Below are 25,339 nucleotides of genomic sequence, written 5' to 3' on the forward strand. Positions count from 1 at the left end.
TTAGCATTCTCAATCCTTAGCACGTTTGAAATTAATGATAGCTTTTAAGTAATTGAAAATTTTCTCTGCAAACGATTTCGTAGAAATATTATTTACAATTAATTATTGTAAGATTTATATAAAGAAATAAAGTATAGTAGCAAACCGTTTTTTGCATTTTATCATTACAACAAAAGTTTATAAAGTCAATTGGAAGAAACACACCTGAATCCTACATTCTCCAAACCAGAATCGGGAGAGGTTTTCATTCTTGATGAAACCCTGTATCCTTTGCAATAAGAAGCATTACACATAAACGATCCACCTCTTGTCACTCTTTTTGGCACAGTAGGTTCCATCGGATCATAACTTTCTGCAGGCCCACCGGGATTGACAGATGTTTTACCAGCTAATGATGCATAATAATCGGGAGCATACCAATCGTTGCACCATTCCCAAACATTGCCAGCCAAATCATATAATTTATAATTATTAGGAGCAAATGATTTTACAGGAGCTAATCCTTTATATCCATCCCAATCATTATTATAATTAGGAAAATTGCCTTGCCAGGTATTGGCTTTAGGCGAGCCTTTTTCTACCGGCTCATTTCCCCATGAGTATGGTTCATTTTTCAAACCGCCACGGGCAGCATATTCCCATTCAGCTTCAGTAGGTAATCTTTCACCAGCCCATTTAGCATAAGCTTGAGCATCATCCCACGAAACCTGCACAACCGGGTAATTATCTTTTTCTTTAATAGTACTGCCGGGGCCTTCCGGATGTTGCCAGTTGGCACCTTTTTTCCAGGCCCACCATACGGAAACATTATCTAAAGGAACAGGATGATCGGGGGGCGTAAACACCAATGAAGCCGCCACCATTAAGCTATCGGCCGGCTTTGGCGTACCGGCGGGCAATTGCTTTTGCAGATCTTCCCAAACAGGAGCTTTTTCCGCAGTTGTTACATAACCGGTCGCTTCTATAAATTTTCTAAACTGGGCATTGGTCACTTCATGAACATCCATCCAATATCCCGAAAGCTTTACTTTGTGAACAGGTAATTCGTCCGGTCTTCCTTCCTCATCACTGCTACCCATGTCAAATTCTCCACCTGGTATCCATACCATTTCATTATGGGAAACTATTCCCATTTTTATATTATTGGTTGCATCGATCGCCACTGAAGGAAAACGTGCGGGAATATTGGAACTGCATGAAACTGTGTCTGCACGGCCTGATGAAATTTTATCCTTCGTGGCATTATGGCATGATATAACGGTGCAGGTAAAAATAAACAGGATAGTAAGCCGCAAATAGAATGTATTATTCTTCGTGTGTATCATCACAATTCAAAATTATCTTTTTCCTTTGTTATTTGTATAAATTCAATGTCATCTTCATAAATGACAATCAAATTATCGCCAGCAAAAAATGGATACTGCTATTCATTCTGACTTTTTGGTTGCCCGTTAAACACACCAACCTTACCGGCCCATTTTGCCCACATATCAGCCATCATCTTTACCTTGCCGGGATACTTACCGGCAAGATCTTTCAGTTCGCTCCTGTCGTCTTTGTCTATTATTTAATTTTTCAAGCCTATCCAAATTTTGCTCAATAGATGTAATCATATGCGGTGTCGGGAAACCATTATTGGGCCTTCTCTTCACAGGGTCGTACCAGGTAGCCCATTTACGATTTTTATCTCCTTGCAAGGATGTTTTATAAATTAATTTCAATTGCACCGAGGCATTTAGCATTAATTTTTTTGCCGCAACCAATTTTCCTTTTTCATGGCCGCCAGTTATATAATCCCATTTTAAGTGAGCGGCAACAAGCAACGTGTTTTCAAAATCGAGGAGTTCGTGATACATTAAAGCAGGTAAATAAATATAATCAAAATAAAAATCAGCCTGGTCTTTTGCTTTTGGCAAACCCAGCGAAGCTTCTTCTACAGCAGTTTCTACCAGGCTGGAGCGCTTCACCAAATCGGAAGAAATTTTATTAATGAAATCCGACATGATTTGATTGTTTATTCCTTTTCCGCCTTGAAGAAACCCGATGAGTCTTTTTATTTCGGATAGATTTTCTACATATCCATTCCGGGCAAATTGGGCCCGGTGCAAAGCTTTCATAGAAGACATTGCAAATGGTGCACAAACTTTTCCAAAATAATTCACAGCCCAGGCATGATAAAACCTTTCTCCGTTAAACGCATGCGGATCATAAGCCCAATCACCAAATGCTTCGAGGTTGAGCAGGAAAGGGCGGAAGGTTTGCCCATTTACATCGATATAGCTTTTAGCGTTATAACGCTTAAGCATATACGACAAAACCGAATCTATTTTTTCCGGGTAAGGATCATGAACTGTATGGTTTTTCCAAAACCCTGCGTGCATATACGTTCCAAAATGATATCCCTTTGTGCTTGCGGGAAGCGAATTAAAATCACCGTATCCATCATCAGACCATACAACAGTAAAATCTTTCGGCGGGTTAAATCCATGGTTAAACATCTCCATCCCATCATCATAACAAATACATAACTTTTGTGCATCCGGTTTATAAATATCAAGAACACTATCCAGCGCTGCATATACTTCATTAAACACCTCCGTTTTATTTTCTCCGCAACTACTTACATAAGCCCTGTCCCAAACCTGGTTCCTGGGACGTAAAGAAAATATATCCGCTTTGCCTAAAGGTGTTTTAGTGAGGTAATAAACCCAGGTGTCTATCCATTTTTGCTTGTATTGAGTCCAACACACCGCCTCACTATCAGTGAGGGATTTCATTTCGTAGCCGGGGCTCAGGTCAATTTGAATTTTCATTCCTTTTAGGTGAGCATAATCAATGAGGCTATCCACGAGTTTAAGATTGGTATGATAGTTTGGCCGTAATTTTTTATAAGGTTCACGGGTAAAGAATTCTGCTCTTCCTAACATATCAAACAACTGGATTGCATTATAGTGTATGCGTCTCAGTGAGTTTACCATTCCTTTCCATGTTTCCATATCATATTCCAGGTAAGGTTTGTGTAAGTTGGCCAGTTCATCTACATCATTTTCAAAATAACAAATGGTGGGCACAACAGGAGGATCAACAATTCTTGCTGATGTGTTATATGGATTGTAATTCTTTCTTACGGCTGGTTTATATCCCGTCCAGTAAGATAAGGGGTCAATACCAAAATCTTTGCTGCAGAAATCATACACTGCATTTTGAGCGCCTTCAGCATCACTGCCGGCAAGTAGTAATATTTTTTGCTTTCCATTATTAATTACCTGGATCAATCCACCCTGCGGACCGGGTTGTATACTGCTGATATTGATCAAATCTTTTTTTGCAAGTAAGTCCATCAAACGATTACTGGCTCGCGAACCAACAAGTATGCGATAATCACCCGAAGGAGCAATATCTTCGGGTTCCACTTTCACCATTACATTCGCATGGGTAGCTTCTTTAAGATCATTCTTTAAATCCTCACAGGTTGCCCTTTCAACTGCAGAACTGTTTTTGCCGTAATAGATAATATATTTTTTGCCAGGTTGAAATGAGCATAAAAGTATAATACAGAGTAGAGGTGAAATCAGTTTTATATAATAAATTCCTATCGCAAAATATTTTTTTATTTTTCTTATTTTAATTGTTGATTGCATTTATTTTAATGGATTTCTTGCGAATTACTGTATATCTTTTATGGCGATTTGTATAGAATCTCTCACATAGAGAATAATTTTAACAGGCCCCAGAAGCCCGGAAGTCAATTTTTCTTTCTCCCTCACAATACTTCCAAAATTCCACCAGCGGGCATCTTTGTTATCTATGTTGGCATCCATCATATCCCAGCTTGCCTGGTTCGCAAGGAGGTTAGCAACCGCGATAGTTATTTTATTTTCTCCCTGGTGAACGTACTTAGTAATATCGGCATTAAAAGGAGTCCATGGCCTGTAGCATACTAACCGATCGTTTACCCATATCTCAGCGAAATAATCAACCTTGCCAAGGTCAAGAATCATCTTCGTTTCTGGCTTAAAATATTGCTCACTTATTTGGACGCTATGCGTATACAAAGCCCGCCCCGAATACCATCCTAGATTCATATCTCCCCATGAACGCAAGGGAACGGACGCTTTGCTACATATGAATTTTACCGGTTTCTGAAGCCCATCATTATAATCTTTGACATGTACTTTTATAGAAAGTATATTTGAATCCTGTCTCAGGAATTGATTGATCCGGGCAATTCCTTGATCGTTGAATTTGATTAAATGATCATTTATAAAAATATAATATCGCCCTTTTACAGATGGCTTTATTATGGCTTCAACTCCAGGCGGCAACGCCTGCCTGTACCAAACGGTCAATGGAAAATGAAGCTTATGAGAAGGCCTTTCGATATCACCCCAGTGCCCTAATGGAGGCGCAGCGTATAATAATGCCGGAAGCCAATTGACCTTATCTTTTGAAGCCTGCCAAGTAGTATCTGTCATTAATAAAATAGTATTATTATTCTTTAGTGTAACAGCACCTTCCAGTAACAGTCCCTTTGTATTAGAAGTTTTCACTAATATGGTGTTAGTACCGCTAATAATAAAATCTGTTATAGAATAATGATCCACATTTTTCCAATTGGCATTTTTTCCAACGAGCTTACCATTAATAAACAATTCGTAAGCTTCATCAGCAGTAATATCCAATGAAGCGTCTTTTACTGCGCCATTCGCAACAATATTTTTTCTGAAATAAACAGTTCCTCCCCCGAGCGGCGAAAGATGCATACTGTAATCATAATAACTGATCCATGAGGCTTGCCAGCTACTTAAATAACGGGCACATCCTTTTATTGAGCTAAATTGATCTTCTACTTTTATATTTTTCCATTGCTGATTATTCCCTGCTTTAAAATTCATTACAGGTATTGCAAGCGTGTCTGAAATAACAGACGGAGACCATTTATAATTAAGTGCATCCGGGCATAATTGAAATTGCCAGTTACCCATTAAAGGAATTTCGGGAAGAGACGAAGTACCCCGCCATTTTTTAGAAACGAGTGTATTGCCGTTCAAGAAGTTTATTTGGTGAGAACTATTACCTGATGACCAGCCATTGATAGTAACGCTATCATTTTTTTGCATTAATCGCACATCTTCCAAGTCAACAGAGCTTACCAATACATTGTTTGATTTTATTTGACCCGGCTCTATTACAATAAAATAACTTTCCCAGGGTTTAAAATCCAATTGCATTTCAAGACGGTTGTTGTACACCCGGTAATTACTAACCTCGCTGATAGCGCCAGTTTCAGGATTCCATAGATAAGGTTTGCCAATATTTTCAAAACTTATCTTAAAAGAATTGGCAACCTTATGACTGTTCACTAAAAAAAATACTTCTTTCCCTGCGATGGTACGATGCTGGTATTGAAGCCAATCGTTCTGCGCTCCTTCTACCAATATATCCGGGGTGATTTGATCGTGAATAATATCCGTTAGCTGTTCTACATATCTTGTGAATATTCCTTTTCCACCTGCGGTATTTGACTTAAGTGTATAATGATATTTTCTTTCTTTATCCCATGTATGATACTGATCTTGTCTCAGATCGTTCGGTTCAAATCCAAATATATCCGTCATTGATTTTATGATGAAAGGATCTGCGGGTGTGCCTTTTTCAGAAGCGGAAGGCAATTGATTCAAGCCAATTACAATACCACCTTTTGATATGAATGCATTTATTTTTTTCATTGCCTCAGTTTGGATTGCTTTTAAAGCAGGTAAAATCAAAACTTTATAATGATTTTTTCCAACCTGTAATCCATTGCTGTCACTTACCGCCACAGATAATGAATACGGATCAACGATATCATAATCTATATGATGCTCCAGTAATTGCCGTTGCACTTCTTTATAATATTCATCATTTACCGGTGTAGCGTAGCCGCCAAGCCAAAGTTCGGTAAGCGGATAAGCGATCGCAACCTTGCAATTATATTTTCCCTGTGACAACATATAAGAAATACGTTGGGCGTAGGTGGCCAACGGTTTAAAATATTTCCAGTAAGGATTTTGATAAAACCAGCTCGGCGGCCAGTCCGCCTGGTTTTCAGGCCTGTCCATGGAATAATGAAACAAGTGCGGTATAAACATATTTACACCGTATACGCCCAGCATAGAAAAGCCGTAACGATATTCTTCTAACGGTATTGTGTAGCCGCCGCTTCCCATAGATTCGGCAGCCACCCGGCTTTTTCCATAATTGCGCCCAACTGAACTGATCTGTTTAGGATTAAACCAATCAATTTCACGTGGATTACCGTAGCGAAAATCTTCGTTATCGGTACAAGGTCTTTGCAGTTGACCTTCAGTATAAAAATAGTCAGATTGGCGAATGTATTGAATCAATTCTTCAGTAGTGTGCCCTGTAACCCAGATATGATGCTCGTTTGTCCACTGTGCATATTGTTTAAACCATGCCTTGCTATAAAGGTTTCTTACCACGTCAAAAAAATCATACCTGGCAATTGATGAATATTTTGGATCATTAAAAATCATCAGGGGTAAATAAGGCCTAAGGTCATAGCCTTTTATTTTTTTGAATTTTTGAAGGAAATCATCTGTCCAGAAAATATTGTTATTCCTGTCTGATGAATTGGCATATATCTCATCAAAAAATACACCGGGAATGGTATTACCAAAATATTTTCCTAACCGCTTATAGTATTCATCGTGTGTAATATGAATAAAATCGGCCACCGAGGTCGAATCCATATAATTAATTTGTTCCTGCGGATCTTTGATCAACGTAAAAACAATGATCGCCCATTTGCCGGGAGGCACTTTCCAATCCTTTCCTAACAAAGGTGTTAAATCCTGCTGGCTGGAAAAATCATAGACACCGCGATCAGAAATTTTGCCTGCAAATATTGCCATTGGATCATAGGGAAAATTAAGTTGCATCGTTTGAGCTCCCGGTACTTCGAAATCGCTATAGCGCATGATTTTTTTAATGTTCCTTTCCGGATTAGCTCTTATCGTTCTTCCGCCGGCACTGCCACTCGGCCATTTATCCTCGTCATAGAGACCGGTAAAAAATCCTTTTTCATGTGCATGTTTTACAGTTGATGCTATTGCATTCCACCATCCATCCGAGAAATACGGCGTTGCACTTTCATCGAGACCTTCCCTTGCATGCATGAAAGCCCCATAAACTCCTTTATCTATCATTTGGTCTGTCTGCCAATTAAGCTTCGCAGAATCCAGTGTATTATTCAATGACCAAAAAGGAAACAGGCTATATTCCGGCGGCGGATTTTTAAAATGCGCAGCGAGTGTATCCACGATAGTGGTATCTCCGTTAGAAATATTTTTGAGACTTGTTACCACCAATCTTTTTCCTGGAGAAAATGAGCTTGACAACAACCCAGCAAGTACAATCGCAGTAACAGTCATTAAAAAATAATGATAGGCAATTCTATTTTTCTCGCGGTGCATTATTACAACTAAATTTTAAACAATAGGTTTATATTCAAACAATACTTTTCCATCTACACTTCTATGCGTAAAAACAATTGAAGGACGATCTTGTGAATGAATAACATTTACCTCTAAATAACCACCTACTACATTCACATATAAGTGTTCAGGCTTTTTGTGGCCCTGGGTCCATCCTCCTGCATGTTCGTTACTAACGGGCCCGCACCCAAACTCTAAAAGGCCTGTTTCTACATCTTTGGAAGCATATTGCCAATGCCTGTCGCCATTCACCACGTACATCTTTTGTTGCTCCACAAATTTGCGAAGCAATTCACCTTCATGATAAAAACCTTCGTTAGCATAATTATCATTCTTCTTTGGCCGGTCGGGCCCTACAAGCGGCGTTGGGCTAATGAGTATTTTAAAAGTGGCATTGGAAGCCTGGACCGTTTGCTTAAACCATTCAATTTGCTCTTTGCCCCAAATGGTTTTACCGGGGCCATCAGGCAGGTTATTAGGACTTCTGAAATCACGGCCTTCTACCAGCCAAATTTGCAAATCCTTTCCCCATTGAAAAGTGCGATACGGTTTATCTCCCATAGGTACCTGCTCCAGGAACACCTGTTGTCCCTGTTGGAAAGTAAAATCTCCCATAAACTTTGTCTCCATTGTTGGCCAGCAATCGTTCATCCAGGTATCATGATCGTCCTTCATAAAATAACTGCTTACATTTTTATGAAATTCAACTAAAGTAGGAAAGCTATAAACACGCTGCCAATGCCATCTTGCCAAATCAATATTTTTTGCCTGCTGATCATAATACACAACGTCGCCGGTATGTACAAAAAAATCAGGTTGCTGCCGAAGCATAGCTTCATATATTTTAAACCCTTTTGCTGCATAATCCCGGTCGTGATATTCCTGGCAGGTAACTACCATAAATTTTATATCATCACTGTCATTTATTGCGGGTGCTGTTTTAAAACTTCCTTCAACAATTGCAGAAATTTTTTTATCGCCCGTCATCCTTGATTGAACCTTTACTTCATATTTTTTTCCGGGTAAAAGATCTGACAGCACAAACTGGCGGGTAGCATCGTGATCAACATTAACCGGTTGCCACGCGGATTCTTTCCATGCATTGCCGTTGCCGGCTGTCCATAATACACGCACCTCACCTGCTGTTCCAGGCACTGCTCCGGCAATGGTGTTTACATCAATACCACGAGGATATATTATTTTAGGTTCACGATTGGGCCTCGTTTCTTTACCCTCCTTATGTTCAAATTTTCCTGTTGTTGGATTTTTGTATAAAATTGTCGGCTGCGGCGCGTCATCAGTTACTCTTACCGGCGACTTCGTTAGCCGTGTCCAGATGATGGCCGCCGTTGAACTGACTTCTCCAATTTTTATCCCCGTTGCCATAAAAGGCCCATTGCTATTTTTCAAAAAATCGAAAGGAGAGATTTTATTATTATTGTTTACGCCTATTGCTATAGCTGCTGAACTTAGAGACAGGTCTCTGATAAATTTTCTTCTGTTTGACATTGTATTTTAATAACTGTTATGAATTGATTCAAGCGCTTTCAATTTTTTATGGATGCAGTCTCTGCACAAGCTTATCATTAACCTGCAATTTTTCACCACTTACATTGTTTAAAATAAACTGCTTGCCCTGGTCATTTACTTTTACGCCGCAATTGGAAAGGCCTAATCCCTTCACATCGTCAAAAACATAAGCAGGGCGATAATCCTTTTTTCTTGCAACAACTGAAACGTTCTTTACAACCAACCCTTCCACATGGCGCACATAAAATGCCCAGGCAGGTAGCTCACCAAACATTGAAAATTCAGGATATTCCTTTGCCACTTCCGGCACATCTTTCAATCGATACAAAGGCAGGTAAGCCAGCCCGTCGTTTCCATTTCCAGGATAGCTGATCTCAATATTTTCCAACACAACATTTTCTATAGGATGACCGGGAAGCCCAACAATTGAAGATGGAAACGGGTTATGAAAGAAAGCAAGAGCAGGACCACGCAAATCATAATTGGCATCGGGGCGGCCAAAAGGAACCTCAACCTTCATATTTTTTATAAGAATATTTTTTAAAGTTCCAATAGGTCCATTAACATTCCTGTGTCCAAGCCTAATGAATACAGGATTGCCCGTATTTGTGGCGAATACACTATCTACTAATACGTTTTCGAGTATGCCACCATCTACTGATTCGATTGCGATCGCAGACCGGAAAGTATCAAAAACCCTTATATTCTTAATAACAATATTCTTAAAACCACCCGTGGACGCCGTACCAAACTTAACAGCACTGGCACTGGATCTTACGGTACAATTATCAACGTAAATATTATCGTTAAAGTGCCCGGCATGTTCAGACTTCAGGCAAATGCCATCATCTGCTGCATTTACAAAACAATGCGCGATTCTAACGTTAGAACAATCCACAACATCCATTCCGTCGTTGTTCCAATAAGCATCACTTTCCACGCGTATGTGATCAATCGTTAGATTTTTACACAGGTCATAGGTTTGTACCCATCCAGCCGCATTTTTTATTGTTATGCCCGAAACGGTTACGTTTTCGCAGCTTTCAAATTTGATATTCCCGGGCCTGCGGTCTGCCCTTTTCCTGCGAAGGTTATAATAAGCAGTATCCAATTTACCAACGTAAAAAAGGCTGTCAATGGTTAGCGCCAGTTTACGGCCTTGCCCGTCAATAGTACCGTGCCCGGTAATTGCAATATGATCGGCAGACCGGGCACCAATTAATGCACCAATTGATTCACCTTCCTTCACACTACCTTTTATCAGCACTTCTTTCATAAACGGGTAGTCGTAAGGGTTAGTGCTACCAAGCAATACGGCATTGGGGTTTAAATGAAGATCGACACCTGGCTTTAATACAATAGTTCCTGTAACAAATTTCCCTTCGGGAATTATTACCTCTCCTCCCCCATCTCCATTCGCTTTATCAATAGCAGCCTGTATCTTTTCTGTATTCAGCGTTCTGCCATCTGCGACTGCTCCAAAATTTTTTATGTTATATTTTTTTTGACTGTAAATATTTTGGTGACAAAGAACACACGCGACTGTTATTAATAATATTGTCTTCATTTTTTTATTTAAGTTGTTTTACAATGATTTTTTTAATGCTTCAATTTCTTAATGCTATCCATCAGGTGACTTAATGAGTCAACCTTTCCGGGATCCTGCAGATACAGGTTGTTGGTTTCCGAAGGGTCCGTATTAATATTATATAATTGGCCTATGGCTTCTCCGGGCCCGGGTTGAGCGGTAACCGGACTACTGAAGCCTCCTGAACCTAAACCTTCAATAAGCTTCCATGAGCCATTGCGAACCGCATATAATCCATGAGAAGATTCGTTGATAATGGCCTTTTGCACAATAGAAGAATCGGCCTTCCCCGTTAAAACCGGCACCAGGCTATAGCTATCAAATGATGAATCGGCCATTTTATCTCCACCCGCGAGTTCTGCAGAGGTGGCCATTAAATTGGCAAGAGTAGCAATAAGATTACTTACACTGCCAGCCTTAACATGACCAGGCCATCTAACTATAAAGGGTACACGATGTCCGCCCTCCCATGCGTCGGCTTTCATGCCCCTGAAAATATAAGCGGCATGGTGCTGATATTTCTGAATATATTGTGGCCGCCAGTACGGCCCATTATCACTTGTAAAAATTACAATCGTATTGGAAGCCGCGCCACTTTCTTTAATCGCCTGCAATACTTTTCCCACCATCGCATCCACTTCAGTTACGTAATCACCATAAGGGCCTGCCTTTGATTTGCCGATAAACTCTTTAGCCGGTAGCCATGGCGTATGGGGCGCCGGCATGGCGAAATAGAGAAAGAATGGTTTGCCGGATTTTGCCTTTTGTTTGATATAATTAACTGCGTGATCGGTACAATTAGGCAAAACGCTATTAAAATCAAAATGCGGCGACATTAAGCCCGGCCGCCAAAAAGCGCCCGTAGCATATTCAGGTGTTCCTTTCGGGTGAAGATTATTTCCATTCGTAGTGCTGGTAAGCGGTTCCGTAAGTGTGTCATTCTGTAGGTAACAATACGGCTCCATGTCTAATGAAGCCGGCAAAATATAAGAATAATCAAATCCGTGTTCCCGGGGACCATCTGTAACAGGCAAACTAAAATCAATATTACCAGGATCAATATCCTTAACAATCCTTGCGTGATCCGGATCATTAACAGGAAGTTGCAGTACCGAATCATGACCCGGTTTAATTACCCAGTTCAGTCCAAGATGCCACTTCCCAACCACCGCGGTGCTATAATCATGATTTTTTAACAATGAAGCAACTGTTGGCTGGCCTGGCTCAATCAATGCTCTACCATAACCTTGTAGTACACTTTGAGGCAGGCGGCTACGCCAGCAATAGTCCCCCGTTAGTATGCCATAACGCGAAGGGGTACACACAGATGAAGGCGCATGCATATCAGTAAAGCGCATACCTTCCGCAGCGAATTCATCTATGTTCGGTGTATTAATTTTCGATCCAGGATTGTATATAGAAACATCGCCATAGCCAAGATCGTCTGCTAATATGTAAACAATATTAGGCAGCCTTTCTTCTTTTGAAACAGTAGTTGAGTCCCTGTCTTTTTGATGGCAGCTATACGCGAAAATCAAAAGTACGCATAGGAGGTTTTTTCTTTTGATCATGATATTTCTTATAAAAGTGTTATAAACAAATAAGTTTTTAAATTGCTTTTAAGAATGTCGTCTTGCTCATTTATCAATCTCTCCAATTTTAGATATTTTTTGAATAATGCTAATTGAATTTATACACAAGTCAACTTTACTTGACCTGATAAAATAGCGGTAAATACCAGTATATGTTTTAGCAAAGCCGTTAATGTTAATAACAAATAAAAATTGAGCCCCTGGGCGTTTCAACTGAATTTTAAATAAATATCAAGTATTTGTCTTCGATGCCTCTTGTAATAAGAAACATCCACGACGCAGTATGAATGTTTCTTTAGTTTCATTAATTCACATCAATGAATAAAATCCAACAATAATTAATAAATAGAAACACTAACGCAAATCAGCCGTTACTGTTAGAGTTTTCTTGGGGCCAAACTTTAGCCATATATATGTAATAGTTATTTTTTCAACGGAGTTATTTTAACAAGCACTACACCATGCGGATCTACTTCTGCAGAAAATGAACCGTTTGCTTCACCTATATCTTTTTGTCGCCAAAGATCTCTTACCTTCCAGTTGTGGTAGATATCCAGTTGCCTCCAGTTAACTGTTACCTGAGTTTTTATTTCTCCCCGGTTAAATAATGCCACAGCAATAGAACCATCAGCCAGCACTTTTTTATAAACCACTTTATCACGGTCATTAACCACTCTTACTGCCTCTTTCACTAAAGGATCCTGGTCAATAGCAAGGACTTCATCATTAGTTAATAAGCTTAATGTAAAATCATCGAGGTCCGCGATATTGCAACCTATAAGTAAAGGCGCGGAAAGCATACACCATAAGCTGATGTGCGTGTACTGTTCACCGATAGTAAGCCGTGTTGGATGAAGCTGCGGGCCCCAGCCAACTTCACCAACCACCAGCATATCCGGATCATTGTAGTGACCCTGGCCGGCATAAGGCGCCCATTTATCCTGGTAGAACCCAATGGTGCTCATGCTTTTCCAGCTATCATTAATGTCACCGGTTGTTCGCCAGCTATTGGCTAACGCGGCATAATATTTTACAGAATCATAATCAGCACTATTAGAAAGACTAAAAAAAATATCCCTGTGCTGGCTGCGCAATGCTTTGCTCATTTCTGCCACATGTTTTATATCGATAGGATGCCAATCGTATTTAAGATAGTCAATTCCCCAATCGGCCCATTGTTTTACGTCATTACTTACAAATGAATAACGACCATGATGATGCATAGAAGATGCCATTTTCCTTCTTAGTGAATCTGGTCCGAAGCGATGGTATTCATCTTCATGACCTTCTTTTATCCAATCGTAAGTTCCATCAGCATTGTCGCCTGAGGAACCCATATAAAGCTGGTACGATGCGGCCCATGGCGTGGAATAAATGCCAAGTTTCAAGCCCATTCCGTGAATTTCACCAGATAACGCTTTCATATCGGGAAACTTGGCATTAGGTTGAATGGCATTGTATTTCCCACCGCGAACGCCCTGCCATCCATCATCAATATTTATATAACTCCAACCATGATTAATAAGTCCTTTTTCGATCATTGCTTTTGCAGAACTAAGTACCTTTTCCTGGCTTACAGCACCGCCCCAGCAATTCCAACTGTTCCATCCCATCGGTGGCGTTAAAGCCATTTTGTTTCCCACAATTATTTTAAACTCTTTTTTCGCCACACCCTTTTTATTCTTCGCTTCAAGAGTTACTGTATATTCTCCTTTTTTATTAACTGCACCGGAAATCTTACCAGTTGCAGCATCAAGCTTTAAGCCCTGTGGTAATCCAATCGCACTAAATGAAAGTGGTCTTATTCCTGTTGCCGGAATTGTATAAAGAACTCTCGAACCCGGACGTACACCAAATACGGATGGTCCGTTGATACGGGGTGTTTCCAGAGGGAGAGGCGTAAGTATTGCATCCTTTAAGGAATCGGGTAAACTGGATTGAGCATTTGCATTAACTGTAAAAAATAATACAGCAATAAATAGTGTGAAGATTTTAATTTTCATTATAATACTTTATAAATTTCTATTACGATTCTATTCAAAAGTTATTAATAATCATACTTAGCTTTTGATATTTATAACCAGGCGATTGTTTTTGCTTTTACAAAATATGAATTTTAAACTGTCACCATTATAATTTTCTACGGAAACGTTTCCGAAATAAATTTATAGTTTCCTGGAAAGCATAAGTATTTTTAAAAAAGTTCCGGTTTATCTTTTAAAAAAAATGTAATAAATTTTTCCAGTTTTATAACCTGCTAAGTATTTCGGGTATGCTACACTGTGATGATATTCAAAAGTGGCGACTGAAACGTATGCCGGTCAATTAAAAATTTTTAAATAGAACAACATTCTATTGCCTGCCAAATTACCACCAAAATGAAAAGACCGTTTATTAGTATACTTCTTATCACCTTTACCTGTTCAGCAACCTGCCAGGTATTGCCGGCCCCAAACCGCCTCAGGTGCGATTTTTTATTACACACTAACCAGGTGAGCCAACATGGAATGCCGGTGACCGAGCCCTTAACCTCTGCAATAAATAAAAAAAACAAATACCAGTTTGCTCCAATCTATAGCCAACAACCCATTTTCAACTGGGAAGTGGATACTTTAATAAAGGATGTTTCGGCATGGCGCATTTTAGTTGCATCATCACCTCGGTTATTGAATAAGAACCAGGCAGATTACTGGGACTCTAAAAAAGTAAAAACTTCGGGTACTCATTCTATTTATAATGGCAGGCCACTTATTCCGGGGATATTATATTATTGGAAAGTAGCAGTTTGGAATGGCAAAGATGTTGCAACGTCTTTTTCGGATAACGCCGTCTTTTATTTGAGCGCAAAAGATTCTTCAGATAATATTTCACATTATCCGTTATCTGCATCAATTCAGAGCCCTGCTACTATATTTAAAAAAGATGATAACAGTTACTTTTTAGATTTTGGGAAAGACGGATTTGCTCAACTGCAATTACACCTTACGAGCGAAACCAGCGATTCCATTTGGATTGAGGCCGCTGAGGCATTAAAAAGTGACCACGAACTTCTGAATACGAATGGGAATATCCGTTACATAAAGATTGGCATGTTCTTAAAAAAAGGAGCACATGATTATATCATTAATTGGCCCGCCAACGAAAAAAGAAATCATAGGAACAGCCCTATATTAATGCCGGATTATATTGGAGAAGTTTTTCCTTTCAGGTACGTAACAATAAAAAATTTTAAAGGCAAACTTTATAAAGAATCAGTTAAACGAAAAATGATCTTTTATCCCTTCGACGATAGCGCCTCCAATTTTATTTCCAGTGACAGTATTTTAAATAAAGTGTGGGATCTCTGTAGATATTCAGAAAAAGCCACAAGCTTTACTGGCTATTATGTGGATGGCGACAGGGAAAGAGTACCCTATGAAGCAGATGCGTTAATCAACCAGTTATCGCATTATACGGTTGACCCGGAATATAGCATGGCAAGGCGTTCCATGGCTTACGTAATTTATCATCCTACATGGCCAACAGAATGGAGTTTGCAAAATATACTGCTTGCATGGAATGATTATATGTACACAGGTGATGATTTATTTCTTGAAAAATATTATACAGAATTACAGAAGAAATTACTAATGCCGCTGGCAGGAAACAACGGCCTCATCAGTACACGAACAAATAAACAAACGCCTGAATTTTTAGAATCCATTCACTTCCCGAAAAGTTTTGATGATAAGAAAGGGCTAAGAGATAATGTTGACTGGCCGCACGGAAGCCATTACATTGGCAGTGAAAAAGAATACGACGGAGAACAGGATGGTTTTGTATTTAATAATTATAACGCAGTGGTAAACGCTTATTATTATAGGGCTTTGGTGTTGATGCAGAAGATCGCACTGGTGTTGGAAAAGAAAGCAGATGCACAATTCTATGAAGAAAAAGCAAAAGGTGTATACCAGTCATTTCAAAATGTTTTTAAAAATCCTGAGACGGGTTTGATAAAAGACGGAGACAGCACAGATCATTCGTCTTTGCATGCCAATATGTTTGCATTAGCCTTTGGTTTAGTTCCAAAAAATGATATTGATAGAGTGGTAGCATTTATTAAAACAAGAAAAATGGCATGCAGCGTTTACGGTGCGCAATTTTTATTAGATGCATTATACGATAATAATGAGGGCGTTTATGCGTTAACGTTATTAGATGCTGCTACACAGCGAAGCTGGTACAACATGATCCGCAGCGGCTCAACAATTACCATGGAAGCGTGGGATAAATTATATAAGCCCAACCTGGATTGGAACCATGCCTGGGGCGCAGCGCCAGCCAATATTATTGTAAGGGAAATGATGGGTATAAAACCTCTTACACCGGCATTTGAAACTTTTCAAATAAAACCACAGTTAGGCAGCCTTTCTTTTGCTCAATTGAAAACGCCAACAATCAAGGGCGCTATTTTTGTTTCCTATAAAAAAGATACAAGCGGGGACGTAATGGAAGTTACCGTTCCCGGTAATACCAAAGCCAATATTTATATTCCATACAATTCTTCAAAACCAGGTTTATTTATCGATGGAAAGAATGCATCCATTAAACCTGAAAACAATTTCTTTTTAATAAAAAATGTATCGGCAGGAAAACACTACTTTATAACAAAATAATTTCCCGGGTCAAATCATAAAATACATCAACAACCTGGCTCCGGGTAAGATTATAAAATTATTCTTATGGTTACTTCTAATCCTGCTTCAAATTTTTGAGTTCATCCAGTGTCCACGCTTTATTTCTACCCGTATTTTCTTTTCTGATTTTATTTACTTCACCGGACGTAACAACAGGTGAAGGAGATTTTATATTTTTAGGATGATCCCCAAATTGATAACGGGCATAGCTAAGCACATTTGCAATCCAGCCATTACTGTTAGCTGCCATGGAAGGCATTTCACTTGAATAGGTTTTCCCGTTTACAGGTCCTGTTAACCCATTCAGTAATATCCTGATTGAAGTATTTTTTTCTGTAAAATTTAATGGCAATGCACCTGCAAGTGGTGGGGCTGCCATAGAACCTGAACCGATAGCTAAACCTTTTCCATCTGCTCCATGGCAATTAGCACACAGGGATCGAAAAATCATAGCTCCGCCAAGGATTGTATTTTTATCTTTCTGGTCCATATAGCCAAGCTTGCCCGCGAGGTCTTTTACCATTTCATTTTTATCAAGAGCATCTTTAGTAGCAACCAGCATTTGATTGTTTGTATTTTTTTCCGCAATATCTTTCACTACAGCTTTGGCCTTATCCGAATTACTGTTATACATCGAAAGTAATACCTGCACCCTCACGTCATAGCTTTCGTCAGCTTTTAGCTTTGCTACTTCATCAATCATTTCATCGTCGTTTTTTTTCAGGTATGCTTCGCTGATCCAAACGGCGGTTTTTCTTACCTGCGGATCGGAATCGTGCAAAGCATGTATTAGGGTTCCTCTATCAATTGAATTCAATCCTTCTAAAGTCCATAAAGCGTGTATGCGTGCCAGTTGGTTAGTATCACTTGCTGCAACGCCCTGCTGCCCGGTAGCAATAGCTTTTAAAGCCGGCACCACCGATTTGTCGCTTCTGGTAATAATCAATTTTTGCGCATTATCACGCCACCAGCCATTCGGATGCCCCAGGTAATTTAGAAGAGTAGTACTCGATTCATTGAGCATATTTGGTTTTGGGCCAGGCTTCATTCCATCATAAACGACCCTGTAAATGCGGCCACGCCCTATATTTTTAGCAAGGCCAAGGCTATCAATTTTCTTGCGAAGAAAGCTTCCCTTCTTCGTCCAGTTTCCCTGCTGAATTATTCCGCGATACATGTCTACAATGTATAGATTGCCATCAGGCCCGGTGGCACTATTTACCGGCCGAAAATTCATATCAGATGAAGAAATAAATTCCATGCTGTCGTAGGCATTTTTAAGATAAGTTTTTCCATCTATATCATACACCTTTGCTCTTCTTACAATTCTTCCTACAGGTTCGCATACTATATAGTCTCCCACAAAATCTTTTGGCAACCTGTCACCTCTGAAGATTGACTGTCCGCACGAAGCTGTAAAATGGTTCAACGTATTATTAAGGCGTAACCTGGGATTTCCTCCCTGCACATCAGGAGTTGCGATGATGGGCCATACTGCCTGGAAAGCCGGGCTGAACTGATCGTCAAAATCAAGCCTTCCGTAAACGGGGTTAATCTGAAAGCCTAGCACCGGCGTCTCGCCGCCAGCGCTGGAGAAAAACAAACGGCCGTAATTATCGTGTGTTAAACCCCATTGCCCGTTCACTCCACCGGGAATGCTATCCACCTTTATGGTACCGTTAGTATAACGAAACCTTACAGGATCATAAGTCATGTACATCCAGTTATCGAGATTCCAATCGAGCCCGCTGCGCTGGTGCTCCAAGTTTTGATCACTAGGTACATAGTTATCTTTTTTATAAACGATCCTTTTTACATCAGCTATGCCATCACCGTTAGTATCGCTATAAGCTGTGATGTTGATAGAATTCGTTTCATTTACGAGCAATTCGTTCCCTATACTCTGCATCATCCTTGGCAGCAAAAGACTATCGGCAAAAACAGTGCTTTTATCCATTATTCCATCATTATTCGTATCCTCGAGCAACATGATCCTGCTCCAGGGAAGTTGCTCGCCGGTTGCATCTGCATCTTTCATGTAAGTAAGCATTTCCGCAACATACATTCTGCCATTGCCGCCCCAGGTAATAGCTACCGGGTCTTTGATCATGGGTTCGCTTGCTACCAGTTGTAAATGATAACCTTTAGGGAGATACATCGTCTTCATACTCTCTTCCGGCGACAAATAGGCTGACGATGGATGCGGGTTAAATGCTGGCTCCTGGCCATCTTTTTTTGCGCCGCACCTCATAATCAATGTCGATATGCAAAGCAGGAAAAAAATCTGTAATTTAATTTTCATAATAATTTATAAAGAGGTAATTATTTAGTTTCAGTTATTCAACTTCAAGTTTACCATGATGCTTGAGTCCCATAACATAAACTATTCCGCCGAGAATATGTCGCAGGTATACAGGATCTGAATAAGATTCATCAACATGTCCTAATTCAGTATAAAAAGACCTTCCGCCGTCATACTCATGATACCACGCCATCGGGTGATGACCCATGGGTTTTATTTTACCGAGGTTATAACTTTTTTCGTCTATAGTGATCAGTTCATGCAGCCCGGTCGCCATCCATTTAAAACTATACCACTCGTCTTTTCGAATCCATGGATTCGGTAGTTCTTCGGTTGAAATATTAGTTTTATCTACGATGTTGAGTGTTGCAACCTGTTGCGCTGGGTGGCCCCCAAAATAAGCCCCGACAAGGTTTCCATACCATGGCCAGTTGTATTCACAATCAGTAGCTGCATGAATGCCCATGAATCCGCCACCTGATTCAATGTATTTTTTAAAGGCTTCTTTTTGCGCATCGTTTAAAATATCGCCGGTAGTACTTAAAAAAATTACAGCTTTATATCGCTTTAAATTTTCTGAATTTATTTTATCTGCATCAAGAGTGGTATCTACATCAAATTTATTTTCAGCACCCAGTTTTTGAATAGCTAACAAGCCCAATGCAATAGAACTGTGGTGAAAGCCGGCGGTTTTATAAAATACAAGTACCCTCGGTTTTGGCTTTGCTGAAATAGCACTTATACTGAAGATCATAAATGCAATGGTGACTAATATTATTCGAATACTTTGGAAGTACCCGGCTTTTGTTTGATGTTTCATTATTTTATTTTTTAAGGGTGGCTTGAAAAAATATTGCGGTAATTATTATAGCAAGCTATTGAAAGATTTAGATTTATTCCCGAAAAAAATAATACAGCTTGTTAGCGTTTAACAGCAACCGTTATAATAAATTCGCCATAACAAACTTATATTTTTCAAAACATGAATAAGGATTAAGTTACGGAAACGTTTGCATTCATTTTTTCACTTGGCAGTGCTTTTAATTAATACTGGTCTTCAGAAGGAACACGAGCTAATGTACACCCCAACTATTCATTTCTCCTGGTTTCTCCGGCACGGGTGAAATCTCAAAAGATTCTGGTTTTTTACCGGCATATATGATAGCTTCTTCCCCTTTTTTTAGGGTTAGTTCTATCAGCCCATTTTCCAAATGCATATTAGCGGTCTTAGGTCCAATCAATTTTATATTTGCTGACAAATCCAATTTAATTTTACAAGGTTCACCGGCAAGACTCTTCACCTGGATAAATTTCGTTTTACCGTCGTTACGAACGGCACTTATTAAAAAAGCGCCTTCGGTTCTCAGGTTATAGAAACTGGCATTTTTCCATGTGGAAGGACAGGCAGGAAATACACGAATCGTTCCTCCCCAACTTTGAATCAACATATCCAGCATGCTTCGCGATGATGATATAGGAGATTCAAAAGTTGGATTTTCTCTTTCACTATAAAATGTATTTTGCGTAAGTGTAGGTATCCTTTTCGGGGCAGGAGGAACGCCAAATCTTGGAAGCAATTCCAGCGACCTGTTCAGCCATTTAAGTGAACTGTCTCCTTCACCTGAAGCCGCCCATAAAGAAGAAGCCCCTGAAAATTTATAAATACAATTATCGCCATCCAGTGCAGTATAATGCTCAATAGATTTTTTCATCAGGGGAATACGTTCCTGGTCATTTTCAATATTCATATCATACAAAGGAAATATCGCAAAGAGGTGGCTATAGTGGCGATGCGGTTTTGCAAAAGGCATATCTTTACCTACCATTATTCCATTATCATCGACATTATAATCCTGCATTTTTGCCAACATCTCTTTCCATGGGTGAAGTAGCGGATCATCAATTTTTAAGCGACTGGCACAAGATATTAAAGTTTTAAACCCCCACCGGGCTAGAGCAATATTCAAGCTGGTTTCTTTTGCATTACCATACTCATCAGAGTAGGTATAAGGAATGTGGTATAAACCATCACCTTCTTTATGCAGTATACGCATATATACATTGAATGCCCGGCGCAACAAAGGATAAACACTGTTGCGAAGCCTGTTGTCATCCATTGTCATCCTGTTGTGGACATAGAATTCCTGCATTAGCCATGGCAGCACTATCAAATTCATTGCCTCCTTGCCTGCTGTATCTTCTGTAAGGAATAAAGGCGCATAGAGATCATCATATTGTACCGGGTTCCTGATTCCAGCACAATCATTCTGAAATTCCTTCGGAACATTTTGTATCATCTGTCCTTTATGTCTTTCCAGCAATTGGTATAAATTATCTTCCAGGTCGGGGTGATTGGTAATCCCCAAAGTATAATAAGTAAGTTGCACATTAAGGTTCATCCAAAGTAAAGGCCATGATGTTGATTTAAACCACGGTCCAAGCAGGTCAATTACCGGACAGCCGGGATGAGTGGCGCTGCCCAGCTTATACAACTGAATCCAGTAAAAGCTCTCCAGCCGTGTATCAGGAAGGGTAACAAAACTGGCAGGATAGAATGCATGCCACCATGCACGATGTGCTTTCTCCATTGTTGCCATCGCTTTCTCTTGCCCTGCTTTTATAGTGGCGACAGCATCGATGGCTGAACCAGAAGCAGGTTTTCTATACTTTCCCCATCGATTGGCAACTGTAACCAAAACGGTTTGTGAACCATCAGCATTTTTTTGATCACTCCAGGCGGTGGCATAATCGTCTCCCTTTAAAAGAGGTTGTGTTACCACTTCAATTCCATCCATTTTCTCAACCCTGAAGGATGGATTTTGTTGATAGTCGTAACCACCTTTCTCGCCACCGATTGGTTTTTTAAAAATGTAACGGGGACTTTCTGCCTGTTGCGGACGCAAAGTAAATTTTGCATTTTTTTCTTTACCACTAGCCTTTACCGTTAGCACAATCAATTCTTCCCGGGACGGAACAAAACAGCGGAAAGAAATTATTCCTGCAGTGGTGGTAAGCACTCCCCTGATTTCAGCATTCCACAGATCGCAACGCATATGGGTCTTTATAATTTTACCAACAGGAGTCAATAATAATTGGCCTATTGGCAACCTTGGCGTCTCATAAGCGCTCGCTTCTTTCGTTCGATGATCATAAACATCTGTTCTTCCTATTTCAAAACGTAAAGTATTCGAATCCTTGTCATCTTTGAAAATAATTGTACCCAGCAAACCATTGCCCACAAAGGGACCCTCGAAATAATCCCCAGGCATAGTATCCCAAAGAAGATCTTGCTTTGACAGAAACTGCTTCCAGTTAACATTGAGTTTAACCACAGATGTTGCAGGGTTAGACTGACCAAACGTATTAGCATAACTAAGTAGAAGTATAACCAGCAGCATGAAGTCAGTTCGTTTCATGATCTAATTTTTTCAGTCCTGAGATCGGCATTCATAGTTATTCTTTCGCCACGTTTAAGCTGTATTCGTTTCGTTTTTTCTTTATATCGAATCAGATAAGAACCTCCTTTATCAGATTTAATGCTAACCTTTGTAAGGACTTCATTCTTCCAATCCATATTTACGGTACAGGCCCCTCTTGCACGCAAGCCATTAATAGAACCATCTTTCCATTCCCGCGGCAGTGCAGGAAGCAAATTAATTTCCCCATTTTGGGATTGTAACAACATTTCTGCAATAGCCGCAGCCCCGCCAAAATTGGCATCTATCTGGAAAGGAGGATAATTATCAAATACGTTAGGAAGCGTACTTTTTCTTAGTAAATCATTTAGGTTATCCTCTGCTTTTTCCGGATCGAGCAATCTTGCATACAGGCTTACGATCCATGCTTTGCTCCACCCAACATGCCCCCCACCATTAGCTAATCTTCTTTCCAACGCTTTCCTGGCGGCTTCAAAAATTACGGGATCTTTTGGAGTAATGAGGTTTAAGGGATACAATCCCAAAAGATGCGACATATGGCGGTGGCCCGGATCCACTTCATCAAAATCGTGTATCCATTCCTGTAAGGTACCATTAGCGCCTACCTGTAACGGAGGTAATCGATCCTGGACCTGTTTTACTTTTTGCACTAATTTATTATCTGTTTTTAGAATATTTGCGGCATCCCGGAAATTATTAAACAAAGTATTCAGAATGTGAATGTCAATAGTGGGAGCATAACACAATTGCGATTTTTCTTTCTGACCGGTACCGGGAACGTAGAATGTATTTTCGGGCGAATGAGAAGGATTGGTAACCCAGTATCCTTCGGGTGATTTAACCAGGTAATCTAACACAAATTGAACCGAGCCTTTAATTAAAGGATAGGCCACCTTACGAAGAAAAGTCGTGTCCTGGGTATATAGAAAATGTTCATAAACAGAAAAAGTCATCCACGATCCGTCCAAAGGCGTAATTCCCCACACACCATCTGCAACGCCTGTTCTGCCAAACGGATCCGTAAGGTGATGCAGCGTCCAGCCATTAGCGTTATACATTTCTTTGGCAGTAACCGCCCCCGGCACTGTCAACTTGCGAAGGAAGCTGGTTAATACAACAGACGTTTCAGAAAGGTTACCCGATTCTGCCGGCCAATAATTCATTTGAAGGTTGATATTGGTATGAAAATCGGAATTCCATGGAGCGAAATATAAATCATTCCAAATGCCCTGGAGGTTGGCAGGTAAACGGCCAGGTCTCCTTGATGAACTCATTAACAGGTATCGCCCCACCTGGTAATATAAAACTACAAGGTGATTGTCTGTTTTTCCTTCTTTCATCCTGTTTAATCTTTCATCTGTAGCCATTGAACGAAGAGAATCTTTCCCCAAAGAAAATGATACCCGGTCAAACATGGAACGATGATCCTGCATCTGTATTTTTTTTAATTCTCCTGGCTTATACCCGGCGGCTTTGGCTAAAATTTTGTTACAAATAGTCAATGGATTGATCAGGTTATCCATGTCCAACTTATTAATATTATAATTGGTAGCACCGGTTAGCAGGATAACAATTTTTTTAGCGGAATGGATATTATATCCAACAGCAGTATCCGAAGCGAATGCCGTGATTCTTCCGTCAAGTGAAAGGATTTTCATGGCAGCAGTATAACGCATATGCTTACCCGCAGGCCCCTGTGATGGAGAATAACTATCTATAATCTGTCCGCTGTAATACGCAAGGCCCTTCGTTTGGTGATATCGGTTTTCATATAAAGTATCAGGAAATGTTGCTTTTTTTCTCCTGCCCCTGTTTTCATTATCTGCTTTAAAGTTTCTAGATAACACAAACTCAGCATTAATTTCTTTTTGAGCAGTAATACTTACCATTATTATATCCTGTGGTGCAGATGCAAATACTTCCTGGGTAACTTTATTTCCATTGATAATATATTCTGTTTTTGCAATGCCTGTATGTAAGTCCAAAGATCTTTTATATGATGTTGGCTTCTCATTATCGCCCCAGTCATAATTAATATAAAGATTACCTAGCGGTTGGTAAGATCTTATATTGGGCGGAGTACCTACCATATATTTATTGGATAACTCCAAACCTTTTTTATAATCTCCGGAAAAAATTGCCTGTTGAATTTCTTTTAAATGACTCTTTGCGCCGGGATTATTATTATCTATTTTAGAACCAGCCCATAAACTTTCTTCATTCAGCTGAATATTTTCATGATTATATTCTCCAAAGACCATTGCCCCTAAGCGGCCGTTCCCAATTGGCAAAGCTTCATTCCAATCTTTGGCAGGGCTTTTATACCATAACTCTACATCATTATTTTGTGACCATCCAACCGATGAATAAATAACTAAAAGAGAAAAGAGAATTGTTTTCATTTTATTAAGTTGTTTTATCAAGCTTTTTCTTCAATACATGAATTAATTACCGATTGATCTTATAATTTCATTTATGCAAAAGTTTCCACAACAAATTATGCATTTTACAATATTCGATTTTTTTTTGTACGGAAACGTTTGCGAAATTGTTGCTATCGAGGTCTGAAAGAAAAACTTTCTGTATTTTCATTATCACTTCCGAAAAGGCATCTCATACACATGAGTTAAGAGAGCCTGGACGAAAGAAAACGGTTGATCTTTATCATTTTTTTTTAAAAGATTTGAAACATAAATTTTCGAATATAAATACGATTCT

12 protein-coding genes are annotated in these 25,339 nt (G+C 39.6%); 1 reads left to right on the plus strand and 11 read right to left on the minus strand.

The features are described 5' to 3' along the window. Positions 1–185 precede the first annotated feature (185 nt). The 7 genes from FW778_RS03900 to FW778_RS03930 all read right to left on the minus strand — a co-directional run bounded on the left by FW778_RS03900 (position 186) and on the right by FW778_RS03930 (position 14,209). Positions 186–1,325 (minus strand): formylglycine-generating enzyme family protein, encoded by a 1,140-nt coding sequence (locus tag FW778_RS03900; protein ID WP_150413276.1) that lies wholly within the window; start codon positions 1,323–1,325, stop codon positions 186–188. Positions 1,326–1,520: 195 nt separating this feature from the next. Next, complete coding sequence (locus FW778_RS03905; RefSeq protein ID WP_150413277.1) at positions 1,521–3,641, minus strand: glycosyl hydrolase 115 family protein; 2,121 nt, start codon at positions 3,639–3,641, stop codon at positions 1,521–1,523. A 24-nt stretch (positions 3,642–3,665) separates the two neighbouring features. After that, the gene (locus FW778_RS03910; RefSeq protein ID WP_150413278.1) at positions 3,666–7,475 is read right to left on the minus strand and encodes a glycosyl hydrolase; all 3,810 of its coding nucleotides are present in this window, start codon (positions 7,473–7,475) and stop codon (positions 3,666–3,668) included. A gap of 15 nt (positions 7,476–7,490) precedes the next feature. After that, on the minus strand, positions 7,491–9,005 hold the full coding sequence (locus FW778_RS03915) for an alkaline phosphatase D family protein (protein WP_202552067.1): 1,515 nt from the start codon (positions 9,003–9,005) through the stop codon (positions 7,491–7,493). 46 nt (positions 9,006–9,051) lie between these two features. Then, positions 9,052–10,593, minus strand: coding sequence for a glycoside hydrolase family 28 protein (locus FW778_RS03920; protein ID WP_150413279.1), 1,542 nt, complete (start codon positions 10,591–10,593; stop codon positions 9,052–9,054). A gap of 32 nt (positions 10,594–10,625) precedes the next feature. Then, complete coding sequence (locus FW778_RS03925) at positions 10,626–12,185, minus strand: sulfatase family protein (RefSeq protein WP_150413280.1); 1,560 nt, start codon at positions 12,183–12,185, stop codon at positions 10,626–10,628. 443 nt (positions 12,186–12,628) lie between these two features. Beyond that, complete coding sequence (locus tag FW778_RS03930) at positions 12,629–14,209, minus strand: putative Ig domain-containing protein (RefSeq protein ID WP_150413281.1); 1,581 nt, start codon at positions 14,207–14,209, stop codon at positions 12,629–12,631. Positions 14,210–14,584: 375 nt separating this feature from the next. On the opposite strand from FW778_RS03930, the gene FW778_RS03935 reads away from it, so the two are divergent. Beyond that, positions 14,585–16,861: an alpha-L-rhamnosidase-related protein gene (locus FW778_RS03935; protein WP_150413282.1), complete on the plus strand. Its 2,277-nt coding sequence runs from the start codon at positions 14,585–14,587 to the stop codon at positions 16,859–16,861. Between the two features lie 76 nt (positions 16,862–16,937). Here FW778_RS03935 and FW778_RS03940 read toward each other — a convergent pair whose 3' ends face one another. From FW778_RS03940 to FW778_RS03955, 4 genes are all read right to left on the minus strand, one after another. Next, positions 16,938–19,184, minus strand: a complete 2,247-nt coding sequence (locus FW778_RS03940; RefSeq protein WP_150413283.1) for a DUF7133 domain-containing protein — start codon at positions 19,182–19,184, stop codon at positions 16,938–16,940. Positions 19,185–19,218: 34 nt separating this feature from the next. Next, positions 19,219–20,004 (minus strand): ThuA domain-containing protein, encoded by a 786-nt coding sequence (locus FW778_RS03945; protein ID WP_150413284.1) that lies wholly within the window; start codon positions 20,002–20,004, stop codon positions 19,219–19,221. Positions 20,005–20,257: 253 nt separating this feature from the next. Continuing rightward, a complete protein-coding gene (locus tag FW778_RS03950; RefSeq protein ID WP_150413285.1) occupies positions 20,258–22,600 on the minus strand; it encodes a glycosyl hydrolase family 95 catalytic domain-containing protein in 2,343 nt (780 codons plus the stop codon). Beyond that, positions 22,597–25,023, minus strand: coding sequence for a glycoside hydrolase family 95 protein (locus tag FW778_RS03955; protein WP_150413286.1), 2,427 nt, complete (start codon positions 25,021–25,023; stop codon positions 22,597–22,599). The genes FW778_RS03950 and FW778_RS03955 overlap by 4 nt, the downstream gene beginning before the upstream one ends. Between the last annotated feature and the right edge of the window lie 316 nt (positions 25,024–25,339).

Source organism: Ginsengibacter hankyongi, assembly GCF_008710285.1.
GTDB lineage: Bacteria > Bacteroidota > Bacteroidia > Chitinophagales > Chitinophagaceae > Ginsengibacter > Ginsengibacter hankyongi.

Excerpts from the sequence above, each read along its gene's own strand:
- FW778_RS03945 (WP_150413284.1), bottom strand. The coding sequence starts at position 20,004 with ATGAAACATCAAACAAAAGCCGGGTACTTCCAAAGTATTCGAATAATA.
- FW778_RS03940 (WP_150413283.1), bottom strand. The coding sequence starts at position 19,184 with ATGAAAATTAAATTACAGATTTTTTTCCTGCTTTGCATATCGACATTG.
- FW778_RS03925 (WP_150413280.1), bottom strand. The coding sequence starts at position 12,185 with ATGATCAAAAGAAAAAACCTCCTATGCGTACTTTTGATTTTCGCGTAT.
- FW778_RS03910 (WP_150413278.1), bottom strand. The coding sequence starts at position 7,475 with ATGCACCGCGAGAAAAATAGAATTGCCTATCATTATTTTTTAATGACT.
- FW778_RS03955 (WP_150413286.1), bottom strand. The coding sequence starts at position 25,023 with ATGAAAACAATTCTCTTTTCTCTTTTAGTTATTTATTCATCGGTTGGA.
- FW778_RS03915 (WP_202552067.1), bottom strand. The coding sequence starts at position 9,005 with ATGTCAAACAGAAGAAAATTTATCAGAGACCTGTCTCTAAGTTCAGCA.
- FW778_RS03950 (WP_150413285.1), bottom strand. The coding sequence starts at position 22,600 with ATGAAACGAACTGACTTCATGCTGCTGGTTATACTTCTACTTAGTTAT.
- FW778_RS03900 (WP_150413276.1), bottom strand. The coding sequence starts at position 1,325 with ATGATACACACGAAGAATAATACATTCTATTTGCGGCTTACTATCCTG.
- FW778_RS03930 (WP_150413281.1), bottom strand. The coding sequence starts at position 14,209 with ATGAAAATTAAAATCTTCACACTATTTATTGCTGTATTATTTTTTACA.
- FW778_RS03905 (WP_150413277.1), bottom strand. The coding sequence starts at position 3,641 with ATGCAATCAACAATTAAAATAAGAAAAATAAAAAAATATTTTGCGATA.
- FW778_RS03920 (WP_150413279.1), bottom strand. The coding sequence starts at position 10,593 with ATGAAGACAATATTATTAATAACAGTCGCGTGTGTTCTTTGTCACCAA.
- FW778_RS03935 (WP_150413282.1), top strand. The coding sequence starts at position 14,585 with ATGAAAAGACCGTTTATTAGTATACTTCTTATCACCTTTACCTGTTCA.